General features: G+C 36.9%; 15 protein-coding genes and 2 pseudogenes. 14 read left to right on the forward strand and 3 right to left on the reverse strand.

What is annotated here, in order from left to right:
* Positions 1 to 102 precede the first annotated feature (102 nt).
* The 3 genes from ACLHDF_RS18795 (at position 103) to ACLHDF_RS18805 (ending at position 4,103) form a co-directional block, all read left to right on the forward strand.
* Positions 103 to 2,244: a YhgE/Pip family protein gene (locus tag ACLHDF_RS18795; RefSeq protein WP_413920211.1), complete on the forward strand. Its 2,142-nt coding sequence runs from the start codon at positions 103 to 105 to the stop codon at positions 2,242 to 2,244.
* A gap of 64 nt (positions 2,245 to 2,308) precedes the next feature.
* Complete coding sequence (locus tag ACLHDF_RS18800) at positions 2,309 to 2,686, forward strand: PH domain-containing protein (RefSeq protein WP_028413413.1); 378 nt, start codon at positions 2,309 to 2,311, stop codon at positions 2,684 to 2,686.
* Positions 2,687 to 2,903: 217 nt separating this feature from the next.
* Entirely contained in the window at positions 2,904 to 4,103 is a 1,200-nt protein-coding gene (locus tag ACLHDF_RS18805; protein ID WP_413920212.1) for an MFS transporter, read from the forward strand.
* Between the two features lie 70 nt (positions 4,104 to 4,173).
* Here ACLHDF_RS18805 and ACLHDF_RS18810 read toward each other — a convergent pair whose 3' ends face one another.
* Positions 4,174 to 5,046 (reverse strand): selenium metabolism-associated LysR family transcriptional regulator, encoded by an 873-nt coding sequence (locus ACLHDF_RS18810; protein WP_413920213.1) that lies wholly within the window; start codon positions 5,044 to 5,046, stop codon positions 4,174 to 4,176.
* Between the two features lie 335 nt (positions 5,047 to 5,381).
* Between ACLHDF_RS18810 and ACLHDF_RS18815 the strand changes: the two are divergent.
* The 5 genes and pseudogenes from ACLHDF_RS18815 to ACLHDF_RS18835 all read left to right on the forward strand — a co-directional run bounded on the left by ACLHDF_RS18815 (position 5,382) and on the right by ACLHDF_RS18835 (position 9,126).
* Positions 5,382 to 5,771 (forward strand): annotated as a pseudogene (locus ACLHDF_RS18815) (GntR family transcriptional regulator).
* Positions 5,764 to 6,661 (forward strand): annotated as a pseudogene (locus ACLHDF_RS18820) (ABC transporter ATP-binding protein). Before ACLHDF_RS18815 ends, ACLHDF_RS18820 begins: the two co-directional pseudogenes overlap by 8 nt.
* A 178-nt stretch (positions 6,662 to 6,839) precedes the next feature.
* Positions 6,840 to 7,427: a hypothetical protein gene (locus tag ACLHDF_RS18825; protein ID WP_413920214.1), complete on the forward strand. Its 588-nt coding sequence runs from the start codon at positions 6,840 to 6,842 to the stop codon at positions 7,425 to 7,427.
* 87 nt (positions 7,428 to 7,514) lie between these two features.
* Positions 7,515 to 8,645, forward strand: coding sequence for a DUF6449 domain-containing protein (locus tag ACLHDF_RS18830; RefSeq protein ID WP_413920215.1), 1,131 nt, complete (start codon positions 7,515 to 7,517; stop codon positions 8,643 to 8,645).
* 16 nt (positions 8,646 to 8,661) lie between these two features.
* Entirely contained in the window at positions 8,662 to 9,126 is a 465-nt protein-coding gene (locus tag ACLHDF_RS18835) for an RNA polymerase sigma factor (protein ID WP_413920216.1), read from the forward strand.
* A gap of 60 nt (positions 9,127 to 9,186) precedes the next feature.
* On the opposite strand, the gene ACLHDF_RS18840 is transcribed toward ACLHDF_RS18835, so the two are convergent.
* Positions 9,187 to 9,765, reverse strand: a complete 579-nt coding sequence (locus ACLHDF_RS18840; protein ID WP_413920217.1) for a DedA family protein — start codon at positions 9,763 to 9,765, stop codon at positions 9,187 to 9,189.
* 164 nt (positions 9,766 to 9,929) lie between these two features.
* On the opposite strand from ACLHDF_RS18840, the gene ACLHDF_RS18845 reads away from it, so the two are divergent.
* A complete protein-coding gene (locus ACLHDF_RS18845; protein WP_413920218.1) occupies positions 9,930 to 11,138 on the forward strand; it encodes a DNA polymerase IV in 1,209 nt (402 codons plus the stop codon).
* Between the two features lie 156 nt (positions 11,139 to 11,294).
* Positions 11,295 to 11,714 (forward strand): organic hydroperoxide resistance protein, encoded by a 420-nt coding sequence (locus ACLHDF_RS18850; RefSeq protein WP_413920219.1) that lies wholly within the window; start codon positions 11,295 to 11,297, stop codon positions 11,712 to 11,714.
* Between the two features lie 61 nt (positions 11,715 to 11,775).
* Here ACLHDF_RS18850 and ACLHDF_RS18855 read toward each other — a convergent pair whose 3' ends face one another.
* Complete coding sequence (locus tag ACLHDF_RS18855) at positions 11,776 to 12,225, reverse strand: MarR family winged helix-turn-helix transcriptional regulator (protein WP_013083086.1); 450 nt, start codon at positions 12,223 to 12,225, stop codon at positions 11,776 to 11,778.
* Between the two features lie 144 nt (positions 12,226 to 12,369).
* Here ACLHDF_RS18855 and ACLHDF_RS18860 point away from each other — a divergent pair, with 144 nt between their 5' ends.
* From ACLHDF_RS18860 to ACLHDF_RS18875, 4 genes are all read left to right on the forward strand, one after another.
* Positions 12,370 to 12,579 carry a cold-inducible protein YdjO-related protein gene (locus ACLHDF_RS18860; RefSeq protein WP_413920220.1) on the forward strand — a complete coding sequence of 70 codons (210 nt, stop codon included), beginning with the start codon at positions 12,370 to 12,372 and terminating at the stop codon, positions 12,577 to 12,579.
* A 290-nt stretch (positions 12,580 to 12,869) separates the two neighbouring features.
* On the forward strand, positions 12,870 to 13,691 hold the full coding sequence (locus ACLHDF_RS18865; protein WP_413920221.1) for an MBL fold metallo-hydrolase: 822 nt from the start codon (positions 12,870 to 12,872) through the stop codon (positions 13,689 to 13,691).
* A gap of 176 nt (positions 13,692 to 13,867) precedes the next feature.
* Complete coding sequence (locus ACLHDF_RS18870) at positions 13,868 to 14,074, forward strand: zinc ribbon domain-containing protein (protein WP_413920222.1); 207 nt, start codon at positions 13,868 to 13,870, stop codon at positions 14,072 to 14,074.
* 2 nt (positions 14,075 to 14,076) lie between these two features.
* On the forward strand, positions 14,077 to 14,553 hold the full coding sequence (locus ACLHDF_RS18875; RefSeq protein WP_413920223.1) for a GNAT family N-acetyltransferase: 477 nt from the start codon (positions 14,077 to 14,079) through the stop codon (positions 14,551 to 14,553).
* Positions 14,554 to 14,567: the final 14 nt, after the last annotated feature.

Below are 14,567 nucleotides of genomic sequence, written 5' to 3' on the forward strand. Positions count from 1 at the left end.
TCCTTTCTATTAAAACCATATCTAACTTTTTCTATAGTATCAGAAATATGTTTCTTCGAACATGGATAAGCTAACTTGTAACGATAAAACTAGGTGGGACATATGAAAAATACTGTTTATATTTATACGCGGGATTTAAAAAGAATTTTCACCAATTGGGCAATGATTATCATTGTGCTGACGCTTATGATTCTGCCGTCTTTTTACGCATGGTTTAATATAAAAGCATCTTGGGATCCATACGGGCGGACTGAAGGTATTGCAATTGCAGTAACGAGCGAAGATGAAGGTTCTACGATAAGAGGTCAGCACGTGAACGTGGGAAAAGATATTATTGCAACGTTAAAGAAAAATAAAACGCTTGGATGGACGTTTGTTTCAAAAGAAAAAGCTGATCACGGAGTAAAGCATGGAGACTACTATGCAAGTATTGTTATTCCAAAAGATTTTTCACAAAAGCTTGGTACAGTGCTTCAAGATCGTGTAGAAAAACCGGTCATTATTTACAAAGTGAACGAAAAAATAAACGCAGTGGCACCTAAAATTACAAGTAAAGGAGCCAGCAGCTTAACACAACAGGTTAGTGAAAAATTCGTCAAAACAGCGAATGGAGCCATTTTTTCAGTGTTTAACGAACTAGGTATCACACTGCAGCGGGATTTGCCGACCATCCAACAGGTTGAACAACGAATTTTTGAGCTTGAGAATCGTCTTCCTGAAATTAAAAAAGTCATTAATGAAGCGAACGACACCACTCAAAAAGCAGGAGCTATTGTATCAAAAGCTCAGGCTGCTCTTCCAGAAGTAGAGAGATTAACAGCTGACGGCGCACAGATGACTCAGCAGCTAAATATCTTTTTAACTAAAAGCGAACAAGTTTTAAAAACAGCTGAACCGACTATTAACGAAACGTTGCATCGTGTTCAACAACGAGCTATCCGGGTTCAAGAGTTGAAAAAACAGCTGATAGAAAAAGATATAGCACCGGCTGAAGCCAGCGCAACAGCAGAACAGCTAAAAGTGCAGTTAACAAAACAAATTGCTGATACAGGAGAGATCGTTACGCTTCTTACGGATTTAAATACATTATCTCAGCGGAACGTTCTTTCACCTGTTGTTAATGACATAAAAAGTGTAAACACACTTTTACAGCAGCAGCTGTCGGATGTAAACAGCTTGCAGCAACAAGCTGGAGATGTTCCAAATCAAAGCGCGCTTGAGAGATTCAGTTCTCGCACCGACCAAGCTGTTTCCAAATTAAATACGTTAACGAATTCGTATTCTTCTACGATTGTGCCCGCTGTTGAACAAGCCATCAAAGAAGCGAGAAATAAAACAGCAAGCGCAAACTCATTGCTTAATGAAGCCAATAAAAGCATGCCGGATGTTTCTAACATATTGTCTAAAACAGCGAGTGGCATCGTGTTAGGGCAGCAGGAGCTTGCAAAAATAGCAAAAGACTTTCCGCGAATCGAACAAAACGTACACAATATAGCGGAGAAGATACGAGAATTTCAGCGAAAAGAAAATATTGAAGATATTATTAATTTGTTAAAAAACGATGTGCAAAAAGAAAGTGACTTTTTTGCTAAACCGGTTCTTTTGAAAGAAGAAAGACTTTATCCCATTCCGAACTACGGCTCGGCTATGTCACCGTTTTACACAACGCTTTGCTTGTGGGTTGGAGCTTTACTGCTAGTTTCGATTTTAAGCGTAGAAGTATCGGATGAAGAGCGGTTCAAAAGCTATGAAGTTTATTTCGGAAGACTTTTGACTTTTTTATCTATTGCTCTTGTGCAAGCCTTTATTGTGACGATAGGCGATTTATTTTTAATCAATACGTATGTCGCAGATAAAGTGCCTTTTATCTTTTTAGGCTTGCTTTGCAGCTTCGTATTTATGACGATTGTATATACGCTCGTTGCGATATTTGGTAATGCAGGAAAAGCGATGGCGATTGTTTTACTTGTGCTTCAGCTATCCGCTGCAGGCGGTACATTTCCCATTCAAGTCGTGCCGGCTTTTTTTCAAGCAATCAATCCGTTTTTACCATTTACCTATGCAATAAGCATGATGAGAGAAGTTGTAGGTGGCATGTTAGCTGATATTGTAAGAAAAGACGTTACGGTTCTTCTTGGCATGTGGCTTGGCGTGCTGCTCATTGGCGTTTTTCTTCATAAGCCTCTTAGTAAAACGAGTGCAAAATTAACAAAAAAAGCGCGTGAAAGTAAATTAATTCATTAAAAAATCGTTTTGGGTTTCCAGATAGAATAAAATACGGTAGTGTAGATATAAAGGAGTGATAAGCATGGGTATATTAGATGGACTATTAGGAAATGCATCAGAAGCAGATATAAGAGGAACGGAAAAAGATTTACAAAACATTTTAATTGCGAATGAGCGAGTAGAACAAGCGTATAAAGTCATCCGCGATTTAATGGTGTTTACGACGAAACGCTTAATTATCGTTGATAAGCAAGGGGTAACGGGAAAGAAAACAGATTATCATTCCATTCCTTATAAGACGATTACACATTTTAGCGTAGAAACGGCTGGAACGTTCGACTTAGATGCGGAATTAAATATTTGGGTATCGGGTTCTAGTGCGCCGATTTCAAAAGAATTTCGTAAAGATAAAAGCATTTACGACGTGCAAAAAGTATTAGCATCTTATGTGTTAAATTAAAAAAGTTGAGCCATGAAAAAGTGGCTCAACTTTTTTTATGTTTGTGTAAATTGAGAAAGGATAACGGCTCCCTTCTCGCATGCAGCTGTTGAGAAATACTCAAGGTGTTGTCAGTTCACTCATTACTGAAATGCATGAAAACGATTTACATAATGAATTATACAGAATAAAAAAACCGTGATATGCTTTTTTTAGAGAAAAAAGGAAGTGAACAACTGTGAGCTATACCGTAATTGGAACATCAGCTTTTCGCAAAACAAATGTTGCGCTTTTTGCAGCAGGCTTCAACACATTTTCAATTTTATATTGTACACAGGCTATTTTACCTGAATTTTCTAGAGAATTTGGGATATCCCCAGCGTTTGCCAGCTTGTCTCTTTCGTTAACAACCATCACGCTTGCGGTTAGCATGCTTTTTTTAGGCTCTTTATCAGAAGTGTGGGGACGAAAGAAACTGATGGGCCTATCGTTAATTTTTGCGTCATTGCTATGCATCATGACAGCATTTAGCTCTACCTTTGAAACACTGCTAATCTTTCGCGTCATTCAAGGAATCGTTTTAGCAGGGTTGCCTTCTGTGGCTATGGCTTACCTTGGAGAAGAGATTGAACCAGGAAGTTTAGGAAAAGCGATGGGGATTTACATAAGCGGAAACGCCTTTGGAGGCGTAGCGGGAAGGCTTATGACAGGAGTGCTCACGGAATATTTCAACTGGTCGGTAGCACTTGATGTTGTAAGTGCAATCAGCTTATTAGCTACATTTGTTTTTTTTACGAACTTGCCTGATTCACAAAATTTTACTTCACGATCCTTTGAACTTCGTCAGCTTACCGCCTCTCTTCGCAGTCATCTTCAAGATAAAGGAATGCTCTGTCTTTATGCTATTGGTTTTGCACTGCTTGGAAGTAATGTAGCTTTATACAACTATATTGGATACGCTTTATCCGCTCCTCCCTATTCTTGGAATCATACACTTGTAAGTTTTATTTTTGTTATTTTCTTTGTTGGAGTATTAAGCTCAGTCTGGATGGGGACGCTGGCGGATCGATATGGTCGGAAGAAAGTGCTGTTATGTACGATTGCTGTTACGCTGATGGGTTCAATCATAACGCTGCATCCAGTTTTATGGATTAAAATTACCGGGCTATTGCTGCTTACCTTCGGCTTTTTCGGAAGTCACTCCATCGCAAGCAGCTGGGTGGGAAGAAGAGCAACTCATGACAAAGCTCAGGCTTCGTCTTTGTATTTGTTTTTTTACTATGCAGGATCAAGCGTTGGAGGGACTGTGGCTGGATTATGCTGGAGTGCGTACGGCTGGAAAGGTGTTATTGCTCTAATTGGTGTGTTTCTTACAACAGCCCTTTTCTTAGCTGTTCGTTTGTCAAAAATGCCGGCTCAGCAGACGCGCTTTCACTAATAAAGAACGTAAAGGTATGTATGGCTATTGAGTAAAAAAAGACTTTCCACGCTGAGTGGAAAGTCTTTTTTTAGTTTAAAAGCTGAATAAAAAGCTCTGCTACTTTCTTATGTGCACTGTTAGCAGGATAAATATAAGAAAAACGGCGCTTAAAAGGAGCGGTGTTAACATTGAGAATTGATAGGTGCTTTTGTTCTACATCCTCTTTAATGGCGCAAAGCGATAGCACAGACAGTCCTAAATTATGAACGATGGCTTCTTTAATTCCTTGATTGCTGCTGATCGTTAGCATGCTTTTCATTTTTAAACCGTTAGACATTAAAACGTGATCTAAATATTCTCTTGTTCCAGAACCTTTTTCACGTGCTACCCACCGCTGATTTTGTAAATCATCAATTTCTACTTTTGTAAGCTGAGCCAAAGGGTGATCGACTGAGGCAACGATGGCAAGTTCATCGTCCATAAAGGACTGAATATGTAAATCTGACTCTTCTGTGTGACCTTCAATAAGCCCTACGTCTACTTTAAAATGACGAACAAGCTGAGCAATTTCTTTTGTGTTACCAATAGTCACTTCCACATCAATATCAGGGTATTGTTCACGAAGTTTTGCTAAAAAGGAAGGAAGAATATATTCTCCAATCGTAAAACTGGCGCCAATCGTTAGCATTCCTTTTACACGATGATGATGTTCATAGATATCTCGTTTTGTATGCTCATATATTTGAATCATTTGTTTAGCACGATCGTATAAAATTTCGCCGCTGGGTGTGATTTTTAACATTTTAGGTGAACGCAAGAATAGGGAAGTTTGAAATTCTTTTTCGAGATTTTTGATGTGTACGCTTACGCTTGGCTGTGAAATCATCAATTTTTCCGCAGCTTTTGTAAAGCTTTGCTCTTCTACAACAGAAACAAATGTCTTTAACGCATCATAGTACATAGAGTATGGCTCCTTTTATATTAAAAAAATTAATTGTAAACATTATAAAACATTACTATTGTAATAACTAGAGGCACTTGGTTAAGAAAAGTAAAACAGGGTGATGACTTAAAGGGGTCTTGTATCATCGACGTGTTTATAAGGAAGGCGGCGAACGCAACTCGGTTACAGGTGATTGGGTTATTGTCGCTTTATCTATAAAGCTACTAAACACTTTTTTGTCATCTATTTGTAACAAAAGTAAAAATATAATATTAACTGTAATATGATGAGTAATACAGTTGATACACTTAGTACACACATCATGATTTTTGGTGAATGAAGGGAGGCAGACTATGTTTGATTTAGATATTCGTAGTCGCAAGCCGATATACGAGCAATTAGTAGATAAATTGAAAGAGCTTATTATTCATGAAGTCTTTAAGGCCGATCAAAAGCTTCCATCTGTTCGGCTGCTAGCAAAAGAATTAACGATTAATCCAAATACAATTCAAAAAGCGTATCGTGAACTGGAACATCAGAACTATATTTATTAAGTTTCAGGAAAAGGAAGTTTCGTAACGCCTCAAGTTGATACACTAAATAACGAGAAGGTGAAAAAGATGAAAGAAGAACTAGTAAAACTGTTGGCAGAAGCTATGTATTTAGGGATGGATAAAGATGAAATTCTATCACTTATTTCACAGGCTGAAAAAGCAGTAAAAGGAGGAAGCGATAGTGATTGAACTGAAGGCGATAAAAAAGAGTTTGAAGAAATGGAAGCTCTGAGAGACGTCACGCATTCTATAAAAAAAGGATCTATTTACGGACTGCTTGGCTCTAACGGGGCAGGGAAAACAACGCTATTAAAAGTCATTGCAGGTATTTACAAGCAAGATCACGGGAAGGTCGCAATAGACGGTGAGGAAGTGTTTGAAAACGTTGGTTTAAAAGAACGTCTTATTTTTATGCCAGATTCTCTTTATTTCTTCCCTTAAACAACGATTAAGCAATTAGCATCTTTTTATAGAAGCGTCTATCGACTTGGAACGAAGAGCGGTTTCAAAAATTAAAAGAGGCCTTTCCAATTCAATTACATAAAAAGGTACATAGAATATCCAAGGGAATGCAGCGTCAAGTAGGTTTTTTGTTAGCGCTGTCTGCTATGCCCGATGTACTTATCTTGGATGAGCCACTCGATGGGTTAGATGCGGTAATGCGTCAAAAAATTAAAAACCTTCTTGTTCAAGTCGTGGCAGAACGGGAAATGACGATTTTAATTTCATCACATAACTTACGAGAAGTGGAAGATCTTTGTGATCATGTAGGCATTTTGCATCGTGGTCAATTATTAATTGAAAAAGAGCTGGATGATTTAAAATCAGATGTGCACAAAATTCAAGTCGCATTTGAAGGAGACGTGCCGCTAGCGCTTTACGACACGCTAGACATTTTATATCAAGAAAAACGAGGAAGCGTCTTGCTTTGTATTGTTCGAGGAAAAGAAAATCACTTAGTAAACAAAGTTCGATCGTACGAGCCTTTAATTTTTGACATCTTGCCACTTACGCTGGAAGAAATCTTTATTTATGAAATGGGGGATGTGGGTTATGCAATCGAAAACATCATCGTTTAATCGCGGCATGTTGATTCAATCCATGAGAAACGTGGGATAGATTGGACTTGTATACTTGCTAATACTGCTGTTCGCTTTACCTTTACAACTGATTTTCACTTTCACAGGAAAGGTAGAGCCTTATATAGAGAAACCAGATACGTTATTTGAGGTACTTGATGGGCTGGAATTTGTATTTATGTTTGTTATACCGGTGTTACTTGGTATTTTCCTATTTAGATATATACAAACGAAGATCGCGGCCGATTATATTCAAAGTTTACCAATTAAACGTTCTACCCTGTTTCATCAAAATATGCTCCTAGGAGCGTTGATTTTAGTTGTTCCTATTTTAATTACGAGAGTGGTTACTTTTGCCGTTAAAGGAGTTTTAACTGTTGAGAATGTTTATACAACGGAAGATGTTATAAGCTGGGTCGGGTACAGTATTCTAATTAACTTATTTGTGCTAACTGGAACTGTTTTAGCGGGAATGTTCACCGGAATGTCTGTCCTGCAAGGCATCTTTTTATACGTTCTATTTCTTCTCCCAGACGGACTCTCTTATTTAGCTATATCGAATGTAAAGTTATACTGGTACGGCTATGCGTATGATTATTATATGAGCAAAAATATTGACAGGCTTGTTCCGTTTTTACACGTAGTGCAAATGGTAGCTCATAAAAGCTTTTCTACTAGTGTATTTGTTTATATTGGACTGATTATCTTATTTTACATTATTGCTTTAATCACCTACCAAAAAAGAAGAGTAGAAGCTGCTACGTAAACCATTTCAGTTGGTTGGTTAAAACCGGTGTTCGTATACGGAGTGACGGCTTGTTCACTGATGCTGGGGGGGTTTTACTTCGGTAGCATGAAAGGTGAATTTTCATGGATGGTTGTGGGCTATATTATTGGTTCATTAATAGGCTATGTAGTTGCTCAAATCATTTTAAATAAAACGTGGCGGATCTTTACGAAATGGAAAGGGTATCTAGGCTTTGTTATAGCTGCAGCTATTGTTGGCTTTATCATTCATTTAGATGTGTTTGGCCACTCTACTAAAGTGCCGGCAGTTTCAGAGATTGAAAGTGTGTATTTCGATGAAGACATATATCGATTGACGGATAAACCTGAAAACTATGCAAATGGAATGAATGGCTATTATGAAGAGCCATATTATTATACAAGCAAAGAAACAATTAAGAGCGTTCGTCAGCTGCAAAAACAAATTACAGCATCCAAAGATAAGAAGCTGGATCCTGATAAGCAAAGTGAAATAGAGGGCAGAAATGGAAAAATAGCTGTATTTGCTTATAAATTGAAAAATGGAAAACAAATAGTTCGAGAATACTTTATTCCATTTTCAGACTATAAAGCTTTTTATAAAGAAATTGCGGAAACAAAAGAATACAAAGAAAATTTTCACCTGCTTTTACGAACAAAAAATACGGATAAAATGAAAAGCGTAAGTTTTTCTGTTCCAAGAAAATCAAATTCCATTAATATTACAAATCCAGAAAAAGTGCAAGAGCTTATACATGTAGTCAAACAGTCGATGATGAACGAAAAGTTTGATGAAATGTACAGCACAAAAGAAAGCTGGGCATCAATTGAGTTTATGGATGGAAAAGGACAGTATGTACAAACTGCATCTTGGGATAAGTCTTACAGCGAAGTAGAAGCATGGCTGAAAAAAGAGCATTTATATGAACGTGCTCGCCTCATGCCAAAGGACTTAGAAAAAACCAAAGTTTTTAAAAATTCTTCGCATCTTAAAAACGATTATCGTCTTCAAGAAGATTTTACATCTCTGACGGCGGATGAGAAATCAATTAAAGTAAAAAACAATCAGCAGGTAGAAACACTTCTTCAATGTGCGAACTTACGAGACACGGGAGATTATCTTGTTGCTTTTTATTACAAAGATCAAGTAGATACTCCGCAGATTTATATGTTGAATGAAAATGAGCTGCCAAACGAACTAAAAGAAAAACTAAAATAACAAGGGCGAATTTATTATGTGCGGCGAGGAATTACAAGATTATTTAAATCAGGTGCTGGCTTATTTATTAAAAAATGGCGTGAATAGACAAGACGCCGAAGATATTATGCAAGAAGTAGCGTTAAAGTATTTGGAAAAACAAGAAATGGTTGATCCTGAAAAAATAAAAGCGTGGATGTTTCGCGTCGCATTAAAAAAACGGTGTGATTTAGGAAGGTGTAAAAGGGTGAAAGACCGCTATACGTCTTCTTACAAAGAAGAGCCCGTTATGTATACGCCTATTCAACAGGTGCTTAGAAATGGAGAAGCGGCTGAATGTCAGGCGACTTTAAATAAATTGAATCCTAACTATCGCAATATGCTTTTATTAAAATATGGATTTGGATTTAAACATAAAGAAATTGCCGAGCTATTAAATATGCAGATGACTACGTTAAAATCGGCTCTTTACCGCGCGCAAATACTTTGTAAAGGGATATAATGAAGTCATTTAATATAAATGAAACAGCAGCAGTTTGTGAAAAAGAACTTTTTACACAAACTACTGCTGTTTTTTTCGTATTTTTCTTCTCTGCACAGCATAGATAATCAAACTGATTGCACAAAAGGCTAAAGTGATTTCAATCACATCAGTATAAGAAGATGTCGTATTAAAAAAAGAACCGAAAATAAATAAAGCCAGCGTCCAGATAAAACCGAAGGAAAATGAAACTTTAATATAATGACGATGCTTCATTCCGCTTGCTCCGAGAAAAAAAGGCATCACATGTCGCATTCCTGGTAAAAAATAGCTTGCAATGATGGCATGAGAACCATATTCTTGAATCGTTTGCTCGACTTTCATCACATTTTTTTCCCATCGCGGCCGTTTTAATAGCGCAAGCGCCTGAGCTGAAAAAAGACTGGCTATCAAAAATTTAAGGTACAAGCTAATCATCATGCCGCTATACGTAAGGATAAAAGCTGGAATATATTGAACGGATGAAGACGTAGCCTGACTACCTGCAAGCATAATGTATACGGGGTCAGGAATCGGAGTAAGGTTTGCTCCGACTAAAATGATAAAAAAGAAATATCCGTAGCCTAATTCGTTAATGGCTCCGATAAGCTGATCAATCACGTTTTCTTCCTCCTTTCTTCATTAGAATACGAGAGAGTCACACACAGTGTTCGCTAAAAATAAAAATAAAGTATAGGGACGCACAACTTAGAAAAAAAGAGTTATAATAAATAAGAATGTACGTTCTTCTTTCGGGGATTAATTATACAAGAAGAGGTGATAGTATGAAAATGATGTACCCTAAAAACGGCAAAGTTATTCTTCATATTGATGCCAATGCTTTTTATGCATCTGTTGAAACCGCACATGATCATACGCTCAAAGCTAAACCTCTTGCTATTGCTGGCAATCCAAAAGAACGAAGAGGAATTGTTGTAACCTGTAACTATATTGCTCGTAAACGCGGAGTCTATGCGCCAATGCCTCTTTGGGAAGCGAAAAGAAAATGCCCTGAGCTCGTTGTTATAAAACCTAACTTTCCATTATATCGCCAAGTGTCCAAAAACATGTTTGATTATTTAGTAACTATTTCACCTCTCTTAGAGCCTGCTTCCATTGATGAAGGCTATTTGGATATTACAAACTGTGCTGAATTAGGCTCTCCTCTTGATATAGCAAAGTCAATTCAGCAGCATTTAATACAAACGTTGCAAATTCCTGTGTCCATTGGAATCGCACCGAATAAATTTCTAGCCAAAACGGCAAGTGATATGCAAAAACCTTTAGGGATTACCGTTCTTCGAAAAAGAGATGTACAAACAGTTCTTTGGCCCAAGGCCGTAGAGGAAATGCATGGAATCGGTAAAAAGACAGCTGAAAAGCTAAATGCGGCTAAGATCGTGACCATCGGTGATCTAGCAAACGCGGCTCCCGGCCTTCTTAAACAAACTCTTGGAGTAAAAGGAGAAGTTATGAGAGATCGAGCGTGGGGCCAAGATGATCGACAGGTGAATCCTGATCGTCAATCACAGTTTAAATCTGTTGGAAACTCTACGACGCTATCTCAAAATGCAGTAGATGAACACGAAGTTCTGCCTATTTTAAATAAACTATCGCATTCTGTAAGTTCTCGTATGAAAGCAAAAAAAGTTGTAAGCAAAACGATTCAATTAACGATACGATATAGTGATTTTAAAACCATTACTCGAAGTCAAACCATTTCTAAAGCAATTAGCGAGCCAAATGATCTTTTTCATTACAGTGTGGTATTATTTCAAAAGCATTGGAACGGAGAACCAATTCGTTTATTGGGCGTAGCCGCTCTTCAAGTGAGCCATCAGCTCCAAGAAGAAGAACAGCTAGATTTGTTTACATATGGAGAGCAAGCAAAAAAAGAGCCTTTATACAAAGCGGTCGAAAGTTTGCGTGAAAAATATGGAGATAGCATTATTCAAAACGGTTTAAAAAAACAAAGAGGAAAAAAAGAGAGGTAACTCTCTTTTTTTGTATAAAATAATAGGTTTACACTCATTATAGAAGGGGAACTACATTACTATCACGGTAATCGATATGATTACAAAATGAATTTGATTGCGAACTTTTTAATTGTTTGCAATGAAATTACATAAAATAATCTATGAGGTGATCTTATGTCAGACGTACTATTTACATCTAAAGCAACAGCCGTTGGAGGCCGAGATGGTCGAGTTAAATCAGATGATGGTATTATTGATTTAACCCTTGTAAATCCTTCTCCAAATAACAAAAAAGAAGGAACAAATCCCGAGCAGCTGTTTGCAGCAGGATATTCTGCTTGTTTTGACGGTGCTTTAAATTTAATCGCTAAAAAACAAAAAAAAGATATTGATTCGTCTATTACTGCAGAAGTAAGTCTACTAAAAGACCAAACTGATGATGGCTTTAAAATTGGCGTGGTGTTGAACGCTCATATCAAAGGCGTTTCACAAGAAGTAGCGGAGAAGCTAGTAGAAGATGCACATCAATTCTGTCCCTATTCTAAAGCAACGCGTGGAAATGTTAGCGTAACGTTAAATACAACGGCTGAGTAAGTAAAAAAACGCTTGGATTCGTCCTAAATCCAAGCGTTTTTTATGTGCAATTTTATAAGGTCTATTTTTGATTGTACGTATGCAATGACTGCAATAACTCCTGCAGCGTTTCTTTCAGCTTTTCTAATTCTCCTTGTGACTTATTTGTCATACTAAAAACTTCTTCTGGAATATGACAAGCTTTATCGCGTAATTTTTTTCCTTTTTCGGTTAAACTAATAAAAACGACACGTTCATCTTCATGAGAACGCTGACGAATCACTAATTCTTGATCCTGCATTCTTTTTAACATAGGTGTCAGGGTACCTGAATCTAAATACAGAAGTTCTCCCATTTTTTTTACGCTGAGCGTTTCATGTTCCCATAAAACAAGGAGGGCTAAATACTGCGGATAGGTTACTCCTAATTTATCGAGCAGCGGCTTGTACACCTTTGTAATTTCTCGAGATGTGGCGTAAATTGAGAAGCAAAGCTGATTTTCTAGCTGTAGCTGCTTATACAGTTGCTCCATTCATGTCGCCTCCAATCTATTGTTTTTTATTTAATTATACACAATTAAATAGTGGTGTCCAATAACGCGGGATTAAAAAGTAAGTAAGCCGTAAATAAAAAATGGGAATTTTACATATACTAAGAAAAAAAGGGAGCTGTGCACATGTATTTTGCAAAAAAAGCCGTAGAAGAAGAAGTAAATCAAATGATGGATACGAATGTATATGCGTGTCAATCTGAATCATGTAATGGATGGATGAGAGAAGATTTTGTTACGGTTGATTATAATTGTCCGATGTGCGGAACAGAAATGTCGCAGGAAGTACGCGAGCTGCCGAAAATTAAGTACGATCATCAATTTTATAATAAATAAAAAAGAAGCGACTGCTTCTTTTTTATTTTTCACTAAAATTTCATTAAGCTGAGCTAGACTAAGAACCAACATATTTTGAAGGTGAGGAATATCAGAATGAATCAAGGGAACTTTTTGAAAGGTTTATTTTGGGGGACCTTATTTAGTATTCCTATTTGGATTTCATTGTTTGGCTGGTTCCGCATTTTATCACATCTTGCATAGTTTCGTTTTATAAAACGCAATACGCGCCGTTATGTTTCTATTTCCGATATAATAAAGGTGATAGAAAAAATAAGGAGCTGTTCTCTATGATTCAATATAAAACGGAGCAAATGACGGTTTTTGAAAGCGCACTATTTCAAACAACATCGGCAGTGATTGAAACAAAAGACTGTGTAATCGTTGTCGATCCAACATGGCTTCCTCATGAAATTAATGAAATTAAACAACATGTTCAAACAATCTTAAATCGGCGTAAACTGTATGTATTTTTTACTCACGGAGATTTTGACCACGTCATTGGATATGGCGCCTTCTTAGGATTAAATGCTACCTTTATCGGAAGCAAATTTTTAGAACATCATCCTGACAAAGAAGAAAAAGTTCAAATGATTAAGCAGTTTGATCATGACTATTATATAAAAAGATCTCATGATATTATATTCCCGAAACTGGATATTGTCATAACCGAAAATGAACAGCACATTACCTTAGGCGAAACATCTATTACATGTTATTTTGCAAAAGGTCATACGAACGATGGACTGTTCATGATTGTCAATAATTCGATATGGATCGCAGGGGATTATTTATCTGATTTTGAATATCCGTACATATATGAAAGTGTAAACGATTACCGCGACACGCTTGCTACTGCTCGACACATTTTAGCTAAGCATCAACATTTAACGCTAGTTCCTGGGCACGGGAAAACGACACATCACAGAGCTGAGATTCAAAGACGAGTCGATATGGCCAGCTCTTATTTAGATGAACTGCAAGCTGCTGTGAAAGAAGATAGTAAAGAGGCGCTTGATGAGTTAAATGATAAACTGGCGTTTCCATCTGATTTCACTGCACAATGTCATCAAAAAAACGTTGACATTATGAAAAGAGAACTACTGTCATAGAAACTCAGTGTGTAGTTATAACATTGGTACTAAAAGTAAGAAACCGCATCTTATATTCCTAAGTAATGGAAGATGTGGTTTTCTTTATTCCTTTATTTGTAAATTAAATGAAACTTTTTCCTTTTGTATCCGTTTATATAAGTAAGAAAGTATTTGGTTTAAAAAGGAGTATGAACATGGGGAAAAACGGTTGTATAAAATGTGGACACACAGAAGCAAAAACAAAAGAAATTGCTACAATAGGCACAGGGCTGTCTAGATACTTAGATGTTCAGCACAATCACTTTACGATTGTATATTGCACCAGCTGCGGGTATTCGGAGCTGTATAATAAATCATCTTCAAGAGGCAGCAATATTCTTGATTTATTTTTTGGAGGATAAAAATGAGCATTAACCTTATTGAAATTGAAAAAATCAGGCGCGCTTCCTATTTGAATCTGTTATTAATAGGTGATGAAGACGAAAAAATGGTGAAGTCATATATAAACGAAGGTGCCTTATTTACCATTGTGTATGAAAAGAAGGAGATAGGGGTTGTACAGTGCCTCATGGATGAAAAGAAAGCGACAGTAGAAGTAAAGAATATCAGCTTAAAAGAAGCATACAGAGGAAAAGGAATCGGCAGCAAAGTCATTAAAAAGCTACAAGTATTGTATGAACGTAACCAGTATTCTAAAATGATTGTAGGAACAGCGGATTCCAGTCTTGAAAACATAGCATTTTATAAAAAGGCAGGCTTTTATGAGTCAGGTGTAAAAAAGAATTTCTTTTTGCAGTACGTTCCACCGATTTATGAGAATGGCTTACAAGCTATTGATATGATTATGTTTGAAAAAATATTAAAAAGCAGAAGCGATTAATACGCTTCTGCTTT

This window comes from Priestia megaterium (assembly GCF_046599315.1).
In the GTDB taxonomy this organism is placed as follows: Bacteria; Bacillota; Bacilli; order Bacillales; family Bacillaceae_H; genus Priestia; species Priestia megaterium_F.